16 protein-coding genes and 1 tRNA gene are annotated in these 19546 nt (G+C 61.8%); 5 read left to right on the plus strand and 12 right to left on the minus strand.

What is annotated here, in order from left to right; genetic code table 11:
* The first annotated feature begins 167 nt into the window (after nt 1-167).
* The gene (betB, locus tag ACZ25R_RS16225) at nt 168-1631 is read left to right on the plus strand and encodes a betaine-aldehyde dehydrogenase (protein WP_472461557.1); all 1464 of its coding nucleotides are present in this window, start codon (nt 168-170) and stop codon (nt 1629-1631) included.
* Nucleotides 1632-1670: 39 nt separating this feature from the next.
* On the opposite strand, the gene ACZ25R_RS16230 is transcribed toward betB, so the two are convergent.
* Nucleotides 1671-2864, minus strand: coding sequence for a serine hydrolase domain-containing protein (locus tag ACZ25R_RS16230; RefSeq protein WP_472461558.1), 1194 nt, complete (start codon nt 2862-2864; stop codon nt 1671-1673).
* Between the two features lie 85 nt (nt 2865-2949).
* Here ACZ25R_RS16230 and ACZ25R_RS16235 point away from each other — a divergent pair, with 85 nt between their 5' ends.
* On the plus strand, nt 2950-3591 hold the full coding sequence (locus ACZ25R_RS16235; protein ID WP_472461559.1) for a TetR/AcrR family transcriptional regulator: 642 nt from the start codon (nt 2950-2952) through the stop codon (nt 3589-3591).
* Here ACZ25R_RS16235 and ACZ25R_RS16240 read toward each other — a convergent pair.
* Nucleotides 3588-5822: an AGE family epimerase/isomerase gene (locus tag ACZ25R_RS16240; RefSeq protein ID WP_472461560.1), complete on the minus strand. Its 2235-nt coding sequence runs from the start codon at nt 5820-5822 to the stop codon at nt 3588-3590. The two genes, ACZ25R_RS16235 and ACZ25R_RS16240, sit on opposite strands and share 4 nt — an antisense overlap.
* 257 nt (nt 5823-6079) lie before the next feature.
* On the opposite strand from ACZ25R_RS16240, the gene ACZ25R_RS16245 reads away from it, so the two are divergent.
* A tRNA-Pro gene (locus ACZ25R_RS16245) sits at nt 6080-6156 on the plus strand.
* 56 nt (nt 6157-6212) lie between these two features.
* Here ACZ25R_RS16245 and ACZ25R_RS16250 read toward each other — a convergent pair.
* On the minus strand, nt 6213-6491 hold the full coding sequence (locus tag ACZ25R_RS16250) for a hypothetical protein (RefSeq protein ID WP_472461561.1): 279 nt from the start codon (nt 6489-6491) through the stop codon (nt 6213-6215).
* 188 nt (nt 6492-6679) lie between these two features.
* On the opposite strand from ACZ25R_RS16250, the gene ACZ25R_RS16255 reads away from it, so the two are divergent.
* Together ACZ25R_RS16255 and ACZ25R_RS16260 are read left to right on the plus strand one after the other, a co-directional pair.
* The gene (locus ACZ25R_RS16255) at nt 6680-7324 is read left to right on the plus strand and encodes an FMN-binding negative transcriptional regulator (RefSeq protein WP_472461562.1); all 645 of its coding nucleotides are present in this window, start codon (nt 6680-6682) and stop codon (nt 7322-7324) included.
* Entirely contained in the window at nt 7296-8234 is a 939-nt protein-coding gene (locus ACZ25R_RS16260) for a phosphotransferase (protein ID WP_472461563.1), read from the plus strand. Before ACZ25R_RS16255 ends, ACZ25R_RS16260 begins: the two co-directional genes overlap by 29 nt.
* A gap of 15 nt (nt 8235-8249) precedes the next feature.
* Here ACZ25R_RS16260 and ACZ25R_RS16265 read toward each other — a convergent pair whose 3' ends face one another.
* The 9 genes from ACZ25R_RS16265 to ACZ25R_RS16305 form a co-directional block, all read right to left on the minus strand.
* The gene (locus ACZ25R_RS16265) at nt 8250-9353 is read right to left on the minus strand and encodes a GGDEF domain-containing protein (RefSeq protein WP_464662990.1); all 1104 of its coding nucleotides are present in this window, start codon (nt 9351-9353) and stop codon (nt 8250-8252) included.
* Nucleotides 9354-9566: 213 nt separating this feature from the next.
* Nucleotides 9567-10355, minus strand: coding sequence for an ABC transporter ATP-binding protein (locus ACZ25R_RS16270; protein ID WP_472461564.1), 789 nt, complete (start codon nt 10353-10355; stop codon nt 9567-9569).
* A complete protein-coding gene (locus tag ACZ25R_RS16275; protein ID WP_472461565.1) occupies nt 10352-11158 on the minus strand; it encodes an ABC transporter ATP-binding protein in 807 nt (268 codons plus the stop codon). Before ACZ25R_RS16275 ends, ACZ25R_RS16270 begins: the two co-directional genes overlap by 4 nt.
* Complete coding sequence (locus ACZ25R_RS16280; RefSeq protein WP_472461566.1) at nt 11155-11973, minus strand: ABC transporter permease; 819 nt, start codon at nt 11971-11973, stop codon at nt 11155-11157. The genes ACZ25R_RS16275 and ACZ25R_RS16280 overlap by 4 nt, the downstream gene beginning before the upstream one ends.
* Nucleotides 11970-12950 carry an ABC transporter permease gene (locus ACZ25R_RS16285; protein WP_472461567.1) on the minus strand — a complete coding sequence of 327 codons (981 nt, stop codon included), beginning with the start codon at nt 12948-12950 and terminating at the stop codon, nt 11970-11972. Before ACZ25R_RS16285 ends, ACZ25R_RS16280 begins: the two co-directional genes overlap by 4 nt.
* A gap of 121 nt (nt 12951-13071) precedes the next feature.
* Entirely contained in the window at nt 13072-14688 is a 1617-nt protein-coding gene (locus tag ACZ25R_RS16290; protein ID WP_472461568.1) for an ABC transporter substrate-binding protein, read from the minus strand.
* A gap of 13 nt (nt 14689-14701) precedes the next feature.
* A complete protein-coding gene (gene ppaT / locus ACZ25R_RS16295) occupies nt 14702-15823 on the minus strand; it encodes a pyridoxamine--pyruvate transaminase (protein WP_472462501.1) in 1122 nt (373 codons plus the stop codon).
* 261 nt (nt 15824-16084) lie between these two features.
* A complete protein-coding gene (locus ACZ25R_RS16300) occupies nt 16085-16963 on the minus strand; it encodes a transglutaminase family protein (RefSeq protein WP_472461569.1) in 879 nt (292 codons plus the stop codon).
* A gap of 11 nt (nt 16964-16974) precedes the next feature.
* The gene (locus ACZ25R_RS16305) at nt 16975-19371 is read right to left on the minus strand and encodes a circularly permuted type 2 ATP-grasp protein (protein WP_472461570.1); all 2397 of its coding nucleotides are present in this window, start codon (nt 19369-19371) and stop codon (nt 16975-16977) included.
* Nucleotides 19372-19546: the final 175 nt, after the last annotated feature.

The following is a 19546-nucleotide window of genomic DNA, read 5'->3' on the forward strand; positions in this document are numbered from 1 at the left end:
CCGGTGTGCGTGGTTCGACAAGCTCACCATGAGGGATGTCGTTTGGCTGCAATGTCAATCGCAAACCCTGCAGAATAGTGCTCCCTGCAATCATCACCCTCCCTCACGGTGAGCTTGTCGAACCACGCACAAAGCCTATGCTGAAATTACAACTCCAGGAGAACACCATGCGCGCGCAGCCGAAGGCATCGCATTTCATCAATGGCCGCTTCGTCGAGGACAAGGCCGGCAAGCCGCTCGATGTGATCTATCCGGCGACCGGCGAAATCATCGCAAAGCTGTTTGGCGCAACGCCGGCCCTGATCGAACAGGCCGTGCAGGCTGCGGCGGCTGCGCAGCCCGCCTGGGCAGCGCTCAAGCCGGTGGAACGCGGCCGCATCCTGCGCCGGGCGGCGGACCTTCTGCGTGCCCGCAATGCCGAGATCGCCGAGCTGGAAACGCTCGATACCGGCAAGGCCATTCAGGAAACGCTGGTTGCCGATCCGGCATCGGCGGCCGATGCCCTGGAATTCTACGGTGGCATCATCGCCGGGTTCAATGGCGAGATGATCGAGCTTGGCGGCTCCTATGCCTATACGCGCCGCGAGGCGCTGGGCGTCTGCGTCGGTATCGGCGCATGGAACTATCCGATCCAGGGTGCAGGCTGGAAATCGGCCCCGGCGCTGGCCGCAGGCAATGCCATGATCTTCAAGCCTTCGGAAAACACCCCGTTGTCTGCCCTTGCGCTGGCGGAGATTTACAAGGAAGCCGGCCTGCCCGATGGCCTGTTCAATGTCTTGCAGGGATTTGGCGATGTCGGTTCGCAGCTCGTCGATCATCCGCTCGTGGCCAAGGTTTCGCTGACCGGCTCCGTCCCCACCGGCAAGAAGGTGCTGGCGCAGGCCGGTTCGCACATGAAACACGCCACGATGGAGCTCGGCGGCAAGTCGCCGCTGATCATTTTCGATGACGCGGATGTGGAAAACGCCGTTGGCGGCGCGCTGCTCGGCAATTTCTATTCCACCGGGCAGGTCTGCTCGAACGGCACCCGCGTTTTTGTCCAGAAGGGCATCAAGGACAGGTTCCTCGACCGGCTGGTGACGCGCACCAAGGCAATCCGCCTTGGTGATCCGCTCGATCCCGAAATCCATCTGGGACCGCTGATCAACGCGGCGCAGCGCGACAAGGTTGTTGCCTATATCGAAAAGGGCAAGGCCGAAGGAGCCACGCTCGCCTTTGGCGGCGGCGTACCGAAGATGCAGGGCTTTGAAGGCGGCTGCTATGTCGAACCGACGATTTTCACCGATGTAACCGATGGCATGACCATCGCGCAGGAGGAAATTTTCGGCCCCGTCATGGCTGTTCTCGATTTCAACGACGAGGACGAGGTTGTCGCCCGCGCCAACGATACGGAGTTCGGCCTGTCAGCGGGCGTCTTCACCAAGGATTTGTCTCGCGCCCACCGGGTCATCAGCCAGCTCAAGGCCGGCACATGCTGGATCAACACCTACAACCTCGCCCCGGTTGAAATGCCGTTCGGCGGCTTCAAGCAGTCCGGTGTCGGCCGTGAAAACGGTCTGGCTGCGCTTTACCACTACAGCCAGATCAAGTCGGTCTATGTGGAAACGGGCAAGGTCGAGAGCCCTTATTGAGGCATGGAGGCGGGACATTTATCTGTCCCGCCATGTCCATCATTTGCCGTAGATGGCGTCGCGCACACCATCGGGAAATGCCCCGATCATGCCGGCATAGGCCGTGTTGGTCAGCGCGACGACGGTGAGCTTGCGCTTGGGGTCGACAAACCACGACTGGCCGTAGACCCCGCCCCATTGCCACGTGCCTGCCGATTGCGGCGAGGCCGCCGCCGCAGGATCTTTCAGAACGGAAAACCCGAGACTGAAACCCCAACCCGGCGGCGTGGCCGTCACGACGGTATCGCCAATCTGGTTGTCGGACAGCAGCTTGACGCTGTCCGCCTTCAGCAGGGGCGAGCCGCCCTTGCGCAGGGTTTCGAGGAAGCTGATGTAATCATCGGCGGTTCCGGCCATGCCCGCACCACCGGACGCGTAGGAAGCGGGATCGAAGATGCGGTCCGGCGCAAAGCTGACGACGCCGTCGAAAAACGGCACGACATACGGTCCGTCCATCCGCACCGGCGGCTGGGCATCGCCATAGGCTACCGCCAGCCTTGCCCGGTCACTCACGCTGAATGCCGTATCCTTGAGACCCAGCTTTCCCGTGACATTTTCGCTTACCAGCTCGGGTAGTGTCTTGCCCGTGGCCTTGGCGAGCACCGCACCCAACACGTCGATGCCAACCGAATATTCCCAGGCGGTGCCGGGTTCGAACGACAGGGGGACCGTTGCGATGCGCCGCAGATTTTCATCGATGGAGAGCCCCGGCTGGTCAAGACCGTCGGATATGTTGGCCTTGCGATAGGGGCCATCGGCGGGTTGCAGGAAACCGTAGCTCAGGCCTGACGTATGGTCCATCAGCTGCCGGATGGTGATGACAGGTTCACGGCCATCGGCCAGTTTTGGCCGGAAATCCGGCAGATAGTGCGTGACGGGATCATCGAGCTTCAGCTTCCCCTCTTCCATCAGCCGCAGGGCTGTAACCGCGACAATCGGCTTGGTCATCGACGCAAAGCGGAAGATGGCATTCTCCCTGATCGCAACCCTGGCCTCGCGATCGGCAAACCCCGCTGCGCGGCGATAGACGATCTCGCCATTCTCGGCGACCAGGATGACGGTGCCCACGATGGTCTGATCGGCGATGGCGCGATCAATCACGGCGTCGAGCCGGTCCTTGAAACTGGCCTGTGTAGCCAGTGCCGGAGCGGTCAAGGCAAGTGTTGTCAGGGCGGTAGCAACTGGTATGTTCATCGGCCTGTTCCTTTTTAATAGTGGTCGCTATATAATAGAACTAGCACAAGCCTGCCTCGCGTCAACAAATTTATTAGTGGTCACTATGAAAATAAATGAGCCATCTGTCAGCACCGTTGAAGAACCCGCCCGCAAGCGCGGCCGTCCGCGCAGCTTTGACCGGGAGGCGGCGCGGGAGAAAGCACTGCAACTTTTCTGGGAGCACGGCTACGAGGGCACGTCGATCAATGACCTGACGGCGGCGATGGGCATTACCCCGCCCAGCCTCTACACGGCCTTCGGTTCGAAGGAAGCGCTCTATGCGGAAGTCCTCGACCTCTACCGCAGCAGCCACGGCGCCTATTTCCCCGCAGCGCTTACGGAGGAAAAGACGATTTATGACGGGATCAGACGTCTGTTGCGCGGCGCGGCGGAAACGTTCACCGCAGGCCCGGGCGGCTGCATGATCTCGACGGCAGTTCTCTCCTGCGCATCGGAAGTGAAAGGGGTCGCCGATAGTCTGGCCGCCATGCGCAGCGGCAGCCTGAATATGATTGAGAACTATATCCGCAAGGGCATCGGCACCGGCGAACTGCCGGAGAACACCAATACACGCCAGCTTGCCCGTTTTTATGGCACGATCATTCAAGGCATGTCGGTGCAGGCGCGCGATGGCGCGACCATCGAGGAATTGACAGGCATTGCCGAAACGGCGATGTGCGCCTGGCCCGTGAAAGCCCCGGATTAAGCCTTGCCGATGTAATCCACATACTGCGTCAGGGCGCAGACGAGATGATAGAAGATCGAGGCCGGCACGTCTTCGGCCCGTGCCCTGCCCTTTTCATCGATCAGGTCGATCCACAGGCCCTTCGGCGCCTGTTCGATATGCCAGCGGAACAGACGGCCCACGCGTGCCTCGACTTCCGGCTTGAGGTCCGGCCCGCCATTGCCGTCCAGTGCAATCGCGGCCTTCACCGCCTCCGTCTGCGGCCAGCTGCGTGAATTGGTGTCGAGCGGCAGGCCGTGCCGGGACACAGCGCCATAGGCGAGTTCCGTGGTGCGGTTCAGCCCGTTGGCAATGGCCGAGGCATAGAGCTTGCGCGCGTGGCGGATGATGTCTTTCTGGCCCGACGCCTTGGCAAAATTGGACAGGAGGTAGGCCCATTCGAAATGGTGCCCTGGTTCGGTCCACTCGCCTTTTTCGCCAGGTGCCCGCTCCCAGTCATCGGTAAAATATTCGCCGAGCGTCCATGTCTCCGCATCGAAGAGGTGATGCCGGAACAGATCGACGATGCGCGCGGCACGCTGCAGATAATCACGGTTGCCCGTCACATCGTACCAGGCAAGGAATGATTCCAGCAGGTGCATATGCGGGTTGGACCGGCGCAAACCGGTATCACCCGGCATTTCCAGAAAACCGCGCAATTTGGAATCGGCGAGATACTCATCGATGAAGGCAAAGGTTTCCGTGGCAAGACCAAGCGCCTGCGGATGGCCCGCCCGATGGGCATGCGCCAGCGCCAGCAGCACGAAGGACTGGTCATAGGCATCTTCTGCCCCGTCAAGCACCGTACCGTCGGGGTTGAAGGTCTTGACCCAGCCGCCGCGCTTCGTCCGGCCATTGGCCGTGATGAAGCGGATACCATGGTCGATCAGATCATGGGCCGGGCCATCCCAGCCCATTTCGTGCGCCACCGCGAAGGCATAGATCTGCCGCGCCGTGGTGCGCATCCGCTTGGTCTTGACGATGGGGGTGGCGTCGAAGGTCAGCGCCTCATGGAAACCGCCATAGCGCCGGTCGACGCCGACCGTCGACCAGAGCGGCAGCGTCTCCTCGAACAGCCAGTGGCGTACACGCTTTTCATAGGCGCCGACCTGTGGCAGCCGGTCCTGCGCTGGCGTGAACTTGGTTTCAAGCCGCCCCGTCTTTTCCAGCTGTTCAACGATCTTGCGGACATTCTGGCTTTCGGTAACGGGAGCGACGAATGTTGCGTCGGAGGTCGACACGACGGCAAGATCGCGCAGGCCGATGGCGGACAAAAGGCGGCCATTGCTGCGCAGATAGCTGTTCTCGCAATCGATGGCCACGACATCGCCGACAATCACATTGCCGCTGCCGTCGCTCGAGCTGACTTCGAGCAGGGATTGCCACGATCCGAGATCGTTCCAGCGGAAGCGCGCCGGGACCAGCGCAATGTCCTGCGCATGCTCCATGATGGCATAGTCGACGGAAATGGATGGCACGTCCGCATAGAGATCGTGCGGCAGGTAGGTGCCGGAGACATTGCTTGTCGCCTCGTCGAGCGCCGTGACGGCACCATCCCAGATTTGCGGCGCATGGGCACGGAAGGCATCGCGCATGGTGCTGGCGCGGAACAGAAAGATACCGGAATTCCAGAGGAAGTTCTTCGATTCGAGATACTGGATCGCGGTTTCCTCGTTCGGCTTTTCCACGAAACGGATGACATCGCGTGTGTTTTCGTTCTGCGGTCCGACCTCGATATAGCCGTAGCCCGTCTCCGGCCGGTCCGGCTGGATGCCGAAGACAACGATCCGGCCGGCCATGGCCGCATCGGTGCCCGCTTCCACCGTGTTCCAGAAATCCCGGTCCGTGGTGATTTCATGATCGGAGGGCACGACCAGCACCAGATCATCGCCATGTTCGCGCAGCGTGATCTCGGTTGCCAGCACGACGGCGGCGGCGGTGTTGCGCCCCATGGGTTCGAGAATCGCCCGCCCGCCCGCCAGATCGACGCCGGAAAGATCCTGGCTGATGCGGTCGGCATGCCGTTCGGAGGCAAGCAGATAGACCGGAACAGGCATTTCGCTGCCGCGTGCGCCCATGCGCTTGACGGTGCGCAGCAGCATAGAACCTTGACCGGAAAGATTATGAAACTGCTTGGGAAAGTCTTCGCGCGACAAAGGCCAGAGCCTCGAACCAACACCGCCACTCATCACAAAGCTGATAATCCGCTTCATTCCCGATGTCATTGCATGCAACCCCATTGTTTCAGTCGATATCTCGTCCGATATACAATTCGCTCTCTTCCGGCAGACTTTGCGATACATCGCATCATCCGTATTTTACCGATACAAGACTTTCTGCAGCGATCACAAGGCCGGTTCAACCATTTCCGGAACAAGGTTTATGTTTGCACGGGTATAATTGAAGAAGTGCTTATGAAACGACTTGCAGGCACAAAAACTCGGCGGTATATACCCCGCATCGCTGGTCACGGAGTGTAGCGCAGCCTGGTAGCGCACGTCGTTCGGGACGACGGGGTCGGAGGTTCGAATCCTCTCACTCCGACCAGCGTTTTCAACAGCTTTCCCATTCGATGTCCGATCTGCGGACATGTCACGCGCATGTCAGTGCAGCGTATCGCCGCCGTCGGGATCGATCAGGCCGGCCAGCCCCTCGTCCTCGACCGCACGCAGAAATTCGTCAAATGCAGCCTGGTCCGTTTCGAACGGATCGTCCCAGACAATCGAATCCTTGTCTTCGGTCACCACTTCGAGCGTCCATTCGCTCTGCTCGGCAAGGCGGTAAATCTCAACGCTGACGGTGATTCCATCGCGCGTGAACTCCTTCGACAAACGCGATACAACCAGTTCGGGTTCTTCGTCCATCATCAGCCCTCGGGACATTCCTTGTTTCTCGCTTCATCATCTTACGACGCGTCGTGAAATAGCAAGCGGGAAAATCCAGATTCATCCGTGCCGGCGGGCACGGCCATGCATGTGCCTTGCGCCGCCGTACCGATCCACTATTATTCCAGTCCACGTTCCATGCATGGCATGAAGCCATGACCACTCCAGATCGAGCGGAGCAATCCATGTACAGACCACCCGCGTTTCGTGAAGATCGCCTTGACGTGATGCACGCATTGATCCGCAAGCATCCGCTGGCCATGCTGGTGACGAGCGGCGAACACGGGTTGATGGCCAACCTCATTCCCTTCGAGCTCGATGCGGATGCGGGGCCGAACGGAACCCTTCGCGCGCATCTGGCCAGAGCCAACGAGCAGGTGGCGGCCTTGCAGGCGGGTGCCGAGGCGCTGGTCATTTTCCAGGGCCCCAACACCTATATCACGCCGTCCTGGTATGCGGCCAAGCGCGAACACGGCAAGGTTGTACCAACCTGGAACTACGTCGTTGTCCAGGCCTGGGGTACACCGCAGATACAGGACGATCCGGAATGGCTGCGCCGGCAGATCGGCAGCCTCACCCGCACCCAGGAAGGCGGCCGCGCCCAGCCATGGGCGGTGGAAGATGCGCCCGAGCCATTCATTGCCGGGCAGGTGAAAGGCATTATCGGCGTTGAAATCCCGATCACGCGCATCGAAGGCAAATGGAAAGTCAGCCAGAACCGGGCTGAAGCCGACAGGACCGGCGTTGCCGAAGGCCTGCAGAGGGAAGGCCCCGAAGCGCAGGCCATGGCGCGGATCGTGCATGAACGGGGAAAAACCGGCGGCGCCTGACCGCCTTCCCGTCATGCAAAAACCTGACATTTCACTGGCCGCCGCCGCAGGCAAGCTCCGGCAATTGACGGGCGAGACCGTCCGGCTCGTCCCGATCGCGGAAGGCGAGGATTCGCGCGCCTTCCGTTACAATCTGGGCAACGAGCGCTTTGTCCTGCGCATCAACCGGTCCGCTGACGGATTTGCCAAGGACGCCTATGCGAGCCGGCATTTTTCCGCGCCCGCGCTGCCCATTCCGGCCGTTGTCGCTCACGGCGCTCTCGATGACGGCAACGGGTTTTGTGTCTCGCACATGGCAGAAGGTGTCACCCTGCAGGATTTGCCGCCGCAGGATCTGCCGCCGGTTCTTGCTCCGGTTGCCAATGTCCTGCACACCATTGCTGTCTCAGACATTGGCTCAGCGCGCGGCTACGGCCCGTTCGATGCGTCGGGAAACGGACGCAATGCAAGCTGGCAGGAATTCCTGTCCACCGTGTCAGCCTATGACTGGGGTAGCGTGACCGGCGATAACCAGGTCGCGGATATGGCCGGACGCTGTGCCGAACTGGCCAGGCACTGCCCCGATGTGCGGGCGCTTGTGCATGCGGATTTCGGTTCGAACAATGTATTGACCGATGGCCGCAGGATCACAGGTGTCATCGACTGGTCGGACGCCATGTATGGCGACCCGCTCTACGATATCGCCAATATCCTGTTCTGGCGGCCGTGGCTGGACTGCATAGAGCAGCAGGCCCGCTATTTCGAGATTCACCGGCCGGATCTCGTCCGGGACAAAACCGTACTCGCGTGTTATCAGCTGCGCATCGGGCTGCAGCAGGTCCATGAGAGCGCCGTCGACGGAGCACTCGACGACATGCGTTGGGCGTTGCAACGCTGCCGCGCCATCGACAGCCTACTGAGGGCAGCGTAAGGTCCAGACCAGACCCTAGGCAGCCATGGCCGCCAGCTCGATGCGGTTTCGACCGAGGCGCTTGGCCCGGTAGAGCGCCACGTCCGCCTCCTCGATCAGTTCCGTCATTGACTGATGCTGCGCTGTAAAAGTGGCGACACCGGCGCTGACGGTGACATGGGCCCGCGTGCGCCCGAGATCGAAAAAGGTCTCGTTGACGCGCCGCCGGATCGCTTCGGCCATCGCCATGGCTTCGCCAGCGGCTGCGGACGGCATCAGGATCGCTATCTCCTCCCCGCCATAGCGGGCGACCAGATCGGATTTGCGCACCAGCGAGCGAATGATGGTGGAAATTTCGACCAGCACCAGATCGCCATTGGAATGGCCCCAACGATCGTTGATGCTCTTGAATGAATCGATGTCGATCATGACAAGCGAAAAGACGTCGCCGCCGGTCGATGCCGCCTTGCGGAAGGTGCGCCGCGCGACCCGGTCAAACAGGCGGCGGTTGGCAAGGTTGGTCAGCGGATCCGTATGGGCGTCCACCTCCAGCGTCTTCACCCGGTCGACACGCAGGCGTTCGCGATGCAGGAACATGGAGATGAGAAAAATCCCGGCAACGCTCAAGGTCAGTATCGGCAAGGCAATGCGCTGGAAAATCGGCAGCGCCTGCTCGAACGGCAGGATGAAGATGCTCAGCGTGTAGAGCGGAACCGTCAGGCCGAGAATGAGGAAATGTTTCCAGGAATAGGTCTGGGGCCGGTAGACCAGCGTGAAGATCAGGCTGATCAGGCCGATGATGACAATGCCGACGACACCAGCCTGCACACCAACCCCTCCGATCAGGACGCGGGACAGGATCGTTAGAGCTGTCGACACCAGCACCGCCACAACGCCGCCGAACGGTGCGCTGAGCGCCAGCAGGATGGAACGCGCATCGACAATGATGCCCTCATCGACGATGACGGGGTCGAGCATGGAAATGATGGCGGCACCGCCGAACAGAAGCCCAACCATCAGGCCGCGCGTCCAGGGCAGGTTGAAAGCGCGAATGATGGAGCCATAGGCCATGCTGACCAGGGCAACCAACCCAAGACGATGGACGAGATCGGCAATGACAGGGAAATATTCAGCGTACAATTATCAACCTCAATTCCACTTCACGCGACACTAGCGTTTGCGGGCTAATTTCGTGCGAAGGACATCCCTAAAAATTGAACTATTGGGCGATACCACGCGAATCTTCTACCACAGGTTGTATTGACTGACGACCTTTGAAACAAATTTTACCAATCGATTGCTTGAAAAGCATGGGAGCGGATTTTCATTCCCGGAGCGGGGATCACCGGGTTCTCAACCGGCGGGAACCTGCAGTCTGGGCACGGCATCGATCAGAACCCGGGTTGCTTCGGCCTGCGGGGCAGCAAGAACCCGTTCGGTCTCGCCGCTTTCGACAATCCGCCCCTCGTCCAGCACGATCATGCGGTCGGCCACGGCCCGGACCACGGCGAGATCGTGGGAAATGAAGAGATAGGACACACCCGTTTCCTCCTGCAGATCGAGCAGGAGATTGAGGATCTGCGCCCGCACGGAAACATCGAGCGCGGATACCGGCTCGTCCAGCACGATCAGGTCGGGACGGGTGGCGATCGCCCGGGCAATGGCAATGCGCTGGCGCTGGCCGCCAGACAGTTCCAGCGGGCTGCGCTGCATCAGATCAGGGCTCAGCCCCACCCGTTCGAGCGCGGTGGCGATAAGCTGGCCATAGCTGTCCCGTGGCGCCAGATCGTGCAGGCGCAGCGGGTCTTCCAGGATGCGCCGGACCGTGGCCCGCGGATTGAATGCCGCCAGCGGATCCTGGAACACCATCTGGAATCTCGGGCGCAGCAGCCGCAAGGCTTCGCCCCGCAGGGCCGTGATATCGTGGCCGCACAGGTGGATTGATCCCGCATCCGGATTGCCCAGCCGCATGACGAGGCGGGCGAGCGTCGTCTTGCCCGAACCCGATGCCCCGACCAGCGCCAGCGTTTCACCGCGCCGCAAGGTAAATCCGATATTCTTCAGGCCCGATGCGTTGCGCTCGCCAAAGCGCTTGGCAACATCCTTCACTTCAAGAACAATTGGATTGTCGATTTCACTCATGGCACGTTCAGGCTGTCAGGGTTGATTTCAACAAGCCGCCTTTGTCGCGGCGTGTCCAGTGACAGGTGCGCGCCGATCAGCGCCCTGGTGTAGGGATGCGCGGGTTGGCCGAGAACATCGGCTGCGGTGCCCTGTTCGACCAGTTGTCCCTTGTAGAGAACAGCGATCTGGTCGGCGCGTTCGGACGCCAGCGCGATGTCATGGGTGACGAACAATAGCGTCAGCCCGTCCTCGCGCACCAGCTCGTCCAGCAGGTTGACGATATGGCGCTGTACCACCGTGTCGAGCGCGCTGGTCAACTCATCGGCGATGACAAGCGACGGATTGGCCGCCAGCGCCAATGCGAGGGCGATGCGCTGGCGCTGCCCGCCGGAGAATTCATGCGGATAGCTGTTGAGGCGCGACAGGGCTTTCGGGATGCGCACCCGGTCCATCAGATCGGCGGCACGCACCCGCGCGGCGATCCAGCTGGTGTCCTCATGCGCCCTGATGACCTCGGCAATCTGGTCGCCGACCCTCATGACCGGATCGAGGCTGCCGCCCGGGTCCTGGAACACCACGCCGATGTCCCGGCCAAGGCGCGGCCGCGCCGACGTGCCGGGAAAGACGATCGAGCCGGTCTGGCGCGCCTGTTTTGGCAGAAGCCCCGCAATGGCCATGGCGAGAGTGGATTTCCCCGAGCCGCTTTCACCGATCAAAGCCAGCCGGCCGCCCCGGTCGAGGTCGAGCGAGATATCCGCCAGGGCAACGGTCTTGCCGTAGGTCACGCCGGCATTTTCCACGCGCAGCAACTTATCGCTCATGGCTGGAGGAACCTCTCATTGCGCGACAGGCCGCGCCCGATCAGATGCACGCTGAGAACCGTCACCACCAGCGCCAGACCCGGCACGATGGAAAGATAGGGCGCCGCGCGCAGCACCGTGCGCCCTTCGGCAATCATGCTGCCCCAGGTTACCCGGTTCGGATCGCCGAAGCCGAGGAACGACAGGGCGGCTTCGATGAGGATGGCCGCGGCCACGGAAATGGCGGCGAGCGAGGCGGCCGGACCAAAGGCATTCGGCAATATTTCCCGGAAGGCAATCTCCAGCGGCCGCATGCCAAGCGTGCGGGCGGCGGCCACGAAATCGCGCTCGCGCAGCGACAAAACCTCCGCCCGTGTCACCCGCGCGGCTTGCGTCCATGTGCCGAGGCTGATGGCCAGAATGAGAGTCGGAACGCTCGGCCCGGTCACGCTGATTGTCGCCAGCGCCAGCAAAAAGCCCGGAACCGTCTGGAACGCCTCGGTGATCCGCATCAGCACCGCATCGGCAATACCGCCGAGAAAACCGGCCAGCGTGCCGACCAGACTGCCGATGACAAGCGATGCCGCAGCCGAGAAGAACGCCACGAGCAGCGTCGTGCGCGTGCCGTAGAGAAGCTCCGACAGCACATCGCGGCCAAGACGGTCGGTGCCCAGCCAATGCGCCTGCGATGCGAAAGGCCGCAGCAATGGTTCGCCGACGATGGCGAGCGGATCGCCCGGCACGATCCACGGGGCGAGCAAGGCCATGAGAACCAGCGCAAGCAACAGCACCAGTCCGGCACGGCCTTCAAGGTTGAGACGCCGCCAGATCGTCATCGGCCGATCCTGACGCGCGGATCGAGCCTGCCATAGGCCAGATCGACCAGCAGATTGGCGATGATCACCGTTATGGCGCTGCACAGAATGACACCCAGCAGCAGCGGCGTATCGCGCCGCGAGACAGCCTCCGCCGCCAGCCGTCCGAATCCCGGAATGGCAAAAACGCTTTCCACCACGACGCTGCCGCCCAGCATGACCGCCGCCTGCAAGCCGAGCATCGTAATGACCGGCAGAACCGCATTGCGCGCCACATGCCGCCAGACGATTCGGCCACGGCTGAGACCGCGCGCCTTCAGGCCGGTGACGAAGGGATCGCGCCAGACCTCGCTCATGCGGTCGCGCATCAGGCGCAGATACAGCGCGAAGTACACCATGGCGAGCGAGGCAACGGGCAGGACCAGATGCGCGGCGATATCCGCCATGCGCGCCCATCCGCTCTTGCCGGACGCGATGGTCTCGATGCCGCCAACCGGCAGCCAGCGCAGATCGACGGCGAAGACCACGATCAGCACCAGCCCCAGCCAGAAGCCGGGAACCGCATAAAGCGCCAGCGAACCGATCGACAGGAAACGGTCGCGCAGGGAGCCGGGTTTCGCACCGGCGATGACGCCGAGCAGCGAACCGAGGAAGAAGGCGAGTGCCGTGGCAATGCCCATCAGCAGCAGCGTCACCGGCAGGCGCTCGAAAATCACCGAAAGCACCGGACGTTGAAACGCCGTCGACCAGCCGAGATCGCCGTGGCCAAGCGCCGAGACATAGGCGATGAAACGATGGACTGGGCCCTGATCAAGGCCCCATGCCTGGCGCAACTGTGCCAGCTGGTCGGCATCCATGCCGCCGGAACCCGCGACATAGGAATCCACCGCATCACCGGATGCCGCCTCCAGCAGCAGAAAGCTGCCGATGAGCACAACGGCCAGAACCGGAATCGCACCCAAAAGGCGTTTCAGGAAAAAGGATGCGAGTGGCGGCAAGAAGGGCTCCGACAGGTCATGCGAATGGAGGGGGACACTAGAGCCAATAATGCCGGAAGACAAACGGGTTTGTGTTCAGGAGGGAAGATGCAGTATCAAGATAAAACCATACCCTCAACCCCTACCCTCTCAGCCAGACATTGGACCAGTTCGACACCGCCCAGCGCGGATTATCGGAAACATTCTGCACGGTATCGCGGGCAACGGTGATGAAGGAGAATTCCGCCACATTGATCAGCGGCAGGTCCTCAGCCACCACTTTCTGCAACTTCTTGTAGAGACCGGCGCGCTTGTCGCTATCCACGGTGGAAGCGGCATCCTTGATCAGCTTGTCCACATCCGCATTGGCATAGCCGTACTGGTTGGAGAACGGCACACCGGCGGGCAGCCCGCTTTCGAACAGGATGGTGGTGGAGATCGCCGGATCGGAACGGTAGACCGGCGTTGCCACGGTGATATCGAAATCGTGGTCGGTATAGACCGCCTTCAGATGGGCTGGCGTATCATTGCTGACCACCTGCGCATCAATGCCCACCTTGGCCAGCGCCTGGCGCAGATAGTCGCCGAACTGCTTGGTTTCATTGAAGAATGGCGCTGGCAGGAGCTTGAGCGTGAAGCGGTTGCCATCGGCGCCGCGCTTGTAGCCCGCCGCGTCGAGCAGCGCTTCCGCCTTGGCCGGATCGAAGGCATGGGCGGCCACATCTGGCTCATAAAACGCCTTGTCATAGGCAGGGACCGGCCCGGTGGACGGTTTTGCATAGCCGAGGAAGATCGTCTTGACGACAAAATCCCGGTCGATGGCATGGGCAAGCGCCTGACGCACCTTCGGATCGGCCAGTTCCTTGCGGCGATGGTTGATTTCGACGATGAGCTGATAGGTCAGCCCTTCATAGCCATTGGCATAGACCTTCAGGCCCGGTACCTTGGAGATGCGGGCGAGATCGGCAAGCGGCACTGCGGAGAAAGCAGCCAGCTGGATCTGTTCGGCCTCCAGCGCATTGCCGGCGGATGAACGGTCGGGCAGGATCTGATACACGATCTCATCCAGCAGCGGCTGGTCCTTCTGCCAGTACGCCTCATTGCGCTTCAGCAGATAATATTCGCCCGGCTTGTGTTCGCCGTATTTGAACGGGCCGGTGCCGACCAATGCTTGGTTGGCCGGATTCTTGGCGATATCCGTGCCTTCATAGAGATGTTTCGGCACGACGGAGGTGACCACCGGCAGCGCATTGCGGATGAGCTGGAACGGTGTCGGCTGGGAGAATTTGAAGATGGCCGTGTGGTCATCCGGTGTTTCGACACTCTCGAGGTTCTTGAAGACCACGCGGCCAAGATTCTGCAGCTTCTTCCACACTTCCAGCGCGGAGAAGGCAACGTCGGCCGAGGTGAACGGCTTGCCATCATGCCAGGTCACGCCTTCGCGCAGTTTGAACGTTGCGGTCAGGCCGTCGGCCGAGCCCTCCCAGGCGGTGGCCAGGCGCGGCGACAGGCCGTCCTTGCCGTCATAGGACTGTTCGGCCAGCGGCTCGACAATCTTGCTGGCGACAAAGAACACGCCGTTGGACGCGACGATTGCGGGGTTGAGATTGGCCGGTTCGCTGTCCCCGGCGACGATCAGACGCCCGCCTTTGACAGGCGTTTCCCCCTGCGCCCAGCCAAGACCCGGCATGGCGGTCAGCGCGGCGGCGCTGGCGGTCAGATGGAGAAAAGAGCGTCGGTTCAACAGGATACGGGACATGCTTGCGATCCTCTTATGCATAGGTTTGGCCGAGGGGGCGGGACAGAATCTGGCTGAGAGCCCTGATGGTGGCGCGGGCAAAATCGGGTTTGGCGGACGCGCCCATGTGCCCGACGCGCAGCAGTTTGCCCGATGTGTCGGCGCGGCCGAGCGACAGGAGGATGCCGTGCTCATCGCGCAACCGGTCGCGCAAGGCCGTGTCGCTGAAACCGTCGGGCAGCTTGAAAGCGGTCGCCGTCGGCGCGCAGAATTCCAGCTTTTTCGGCCACAGCTTCAGGCCAAGCTCAAGCAGGCCGTTGCGGGTGATTTCAGCCGTTTCCGCATGGCGGGCCCAGACGTTTTCGGCGCCCTCCTCGGCATAGAGATCCAGCGCCGCATCCAGCGCATAGATTTCCGCAATGGACGGCGTCACCGGAAAGGGCTTTCCGGGCTCCGAGGCGCCTTTCCAGCCGAGAAGGCTGAGGAACGAGCCGCGCGGCGCATCCGGGTTGGCCTCGATCTTGGCCCAGGCCCGCTCGCTCACGCCGATAAGGCTGAGGCCGGGCGTGCTGCCCAGGCATTTCGATGGCGAGGTGATGAAAATGTCGGCATGCGTCTCACGAGGATGGGCATCCAACCCGCCAAAGGACGACACGGCATCGACAATGAGATAAGCCCCGTGCTCGGCAACGACAGCACCGATGTCCCGCAGCGGATTGAGCGTGCCGGACGGGGTGTCGTGATGGCAGAGTGAGACAATTTTGATATCCGGGCGCTGGCGCAGCACCGCACGCACCGCCTGCGGGTCGATGATGTCGTCATAGGGCACGGCAAGCTCGATGACTTCCTTGCCATAGCGCGCGGCCCAGCCGGCAAACCCCTTGCCATAGACACCGGAGACAAGGTTCAGAACCACATCGTCACGGGCAATCAGCGCGGCAGCAGCGGCTTCGATGCCGAGAATGGCCTCACCCTGCATGATGACGGGCGCCGTGTCCTGCCGCAGCGCCAGCCGCAGCTTTTCGATCACCTCGGCATAGAAGGCCTGGAAGGCGGGATGATAGTCATAGAGAACAGGCTTTCCGAGCGCGGCAAGCACTTGCGGATAGGCGGGAACCGGACCTGTGGTCAGCATCAGCGGCGGAATGGGGAGCATGGATCGCACTTCGAAATTTCATCCCATTCACCGGCGCAAATGGCACTTGAGGCAGACCATATTCTCCCGTTTGCTGGAAACCAAGAAAAACTATTCCAATATTCCAAAACGCGCTGGCAAAACCATCATACGTGGTTCGACAAGCTCACCGTGAGGGAACCCGGTGGGCTGCAGCGCTAATCTTGAACGTTGCGGAATATGGCTCCCTGCAATCCCCCACCTCCCTCATGGTGAGCTTGTCGAACCACGCACAAAAGCTCTTCACTCCAGCGGGATCACATCCACCGATTGCTTCGCTTCCTGCGAGCCGCTGGTTTTCAGCACGCCGACGATGGGCGAAACATCGGCATAATCCCGGCCGTAGCCGACGGTGATATGGTCATTGCCGGCCATCATCGCATTGGTGGGATCGAACTCCTGCCAGCCCGCCTCGCGCCCGCACCAGACACGCACCCAGGCATGCATGGCGTCGGCACCTTCCAGCCGCTCCTTGCCGGGTGGCGGGATGGTGCGCAGGAAACCGCTGACATAGCCCGCCGGAATGCCGATGCCGCGCAGGCCGGCAATCATGATGTGGCTGAAATCCTGGCAGACACCGGCCCGCAGTTCGAACGCCTCGCGCGCCGTGGTGCGCACATTGGTGGCGTCGGAATCATAGGCGAAATCCGTATGGATGCGGTTGCACAGATCGCCCGCCGCCTCCATGACCGTGCGCGTCCTGCCGAGGCTTGTCGCGGCGTAGGCCGATATGTCAGGGTCGATGGCAGCGTGGGAGCTGGATGTCAGAAAGTGATGCGGCGCGTCGGATGCCACCGACCAGACGCCGCGTATTTCCCGGATCAGGCCGGCAAGATCGGGCGAAACATCGAGCATGGTCTGCGGCCGCGCTACATTGATGCGGGCCGTCATCGTCACGTCGAGCGTCTCGTGCGGATTGCGGTAGACGATGGAGGTCACCGTATTGGCGAAGAAATCGGTAAAATCGGAGCGTTCCGCCGCGGCAGGGTCAAAGGAGAGACTCGAGGCGACCACGCGCTGAATACCCGGCAGGGTCTGCGGCATCACCCGGATGTGGTGGCGCCCGCCCGCTGCGGAGCGCTCATAGTCATAATGCAGGTGGAGGCGGATGTTATAGAGCATTCCTCACCCCCTCAGGCAAAATACGTATCGGAGATGGTGTCGGACAATGCACCGATTTCATTGGCGAGTTCATGCAGCTTGTCAGCGGTCAGTTCGCTGGATTCCATGATGGCAAGCTGCGTGTGCAGGCGCAGCACATCCTTGGAAAAGGCGGACATATGCGCGCCCGCCTCGCGCTGCGGCAACAGATTGAACTCGGTTTTGAGCGCATCGAGCTGGAAAATGATCGAGCGCGGATTGAGCGGATCGAGCGCCAGAAGATCGAGCACGCTCAGGCGGCCGGAATAGACGCTGTATTGCCGGCGATGCGTCATGACGCTGTCGCCGATTTCCAGCAGCATTTCCAGCGCCCCTTCCGGCGCTTCATGCCGCGACAGGTTCGCCAGGATGCGCGCCATCTGGATACCGCGCTCCAGCCGGCGGCCGATTTCAAGAAAACGCCAGCCGGTGAAACGATACATGTTCTCGTGCACCAGACCGGAGAACCCGGCCAGCTTGCGCAGGATGATCGTCATGGCGCGGGTGCCGTCATCGCCCTGCGACACCACCCCCTGGAACCGGTGCACGGTCTTCGACAGATCGCGCAGCGCCAGCCAGCCATCGGGTGAAAACCGGTCGCGGATGCGTCCCGCACTGAGCATGGCGCCATCTATGGAACGCAAGAGGCCCTTTGGAATGGCTTCATCGAGATCAATGCCGAGGGGTTTGAGCTGATCGCGCATTTCCGTCAGAAGCGGCAATTCCGCATTGGCCGTCTCGGCATAGCGGGCATGGCACGCCCGCAGGATACGTGCCGTGGCTTCGGCACGTTCGATATAGCGGCCCATCCACATCAGGTTTTCCGCCGCACGGCTCGGCAGCGTGCCCGGCACATTGCGGCGGAAGGCGTCATCCTCGCGCGGCAGCAGCGTATCCTTGCGCACGGGCGCCGAACTGGTGATCCAAACATCCGCCGCCTGCCCGCCGCGCTGCATGGCAATCGCCGCCGTGTCGAGCGTGAACCCGACGCGGGCAAACCCGCCGGGCATGAAACTCCAGCCATCGCCATGACGCGCCGCAAAGACGCGCAGGACAAAGGGGCGCGGTTCCAGCCTGCCGTCCACATAGACCGGCGTCGTCGACAGTTTGACGGCTTCCTGCCCGACCAGTCCGCGGCCGTCGGTTTTGAGCTTGTGCAACAGGGTCTGACGCGCCGCATCGTCGAGGGCGGAGCCCAGAACCGTGGCCTGCACGTCTTCGAACGGCAACCGGGTCGACAGCGCCGGGCCGACCATCATCTGGTCGAGCCGGTTCATGACGTGCTGGCGTTCCTTCTCCTGGCCGCACCACCAGGTGGCGATGCTCGGCAAGGCGAGATCGCGGTCGTGCAGGGCCTTCGAGATCGCAGGAAGGAAGGCCAGCAGCGCCCGGGTTTCGAGAATGCCCGATCCCAGCGCATTGACCAGCGAGACGGAACGCTGGCGCAGCGCGCCGACCATGCCCGGGGTGCCGATCCACGAATCCGACTTCAGCTCCAGCGGGTCCATATAGGCGGCATCCATGCGCCGCCACAGAACATCGATGGGCTTCAGACCGGACACGGTGCGCACCATGACCCGGCCCTTGCTCACGGTCAGGTCGTCGCCTTCCAGCAGCATGATGCCGAGATAGCGGGCGATATAGGCGTGTTCGAAATAGGTTTCATTGTTCGGGCCGGGCGTGAGAATGGCCGCGCGCCCTGCGGGATCGTGGATCAGGCTCTGCAGGGAATCGCGGAAATCCTTGAAGAAACCGGCAAGACGATGAACGTTCATCGCGCCGGAAATATCCGAAAGGGCGCGGGTGGTGGCAACGCGGTTTTCCAGGGCGAACCCGGCACCCGAAGGCGCCTGCGTGCGGTCGCCCAGCACCCACCACTGGCCATTGGGCGCACGCCCCAGCTCGAAAGCACAGAAATGCAGGAAATGCCCGCTGGCCGGCTTGATACCGGCGACGGGATGCAGGAACTCGGGGTTCGAGGCAATCAGATCCGGCGGCAGCAGGCCATCACGCACCAGCCGGTTGTCGCCATAGATATCGGCAACGACAGCCTCCAGGAGATCGGCGCGCTGGGTCAGCCCTGATGTGATGGCGCGCCAGTCATCCTCGTTGATCAGAAGCGGAACATGAGCGAGCGGCCATTCGCGCTCCTGCGTGCCGGTCTCGTCATAGACCCGGTAAAACACACCCGCATCGTGCAGATACTGGTTGGCGCGGGCAAAGCGGGTGGCGAGTTTTTCGGGGCCGAGCGTGTCGAGCGAACGCAGCAGCTTTTCCCAGCCGGGCCGCACTGTCCCGCTGGGATCGATCATCTCGTCCGCCACGCCCTGCAGGGGCTTGTAGCTGGCAAGGAGACCGGGGAGTAGGTTGGTTTTCACGCTCTGTGACATGTGTCTATCGATAACCGGTTTGTGAGTGCTGCAGGACAGGAGTGCGTGGTTCGACAGGCTCACCATGAGGAAAGGCGTGGTTTGCAACGTCAATCTGCCACGTCGCAGGATATGTCTGCCTGCAATCCTCCCGCTCCCTCATGGTGAGCCTGTCGAACCACGCACAGCCATGATG

The organism is Phyllobacterium sp. RCAM01083, from assembly GCF_055685835.1.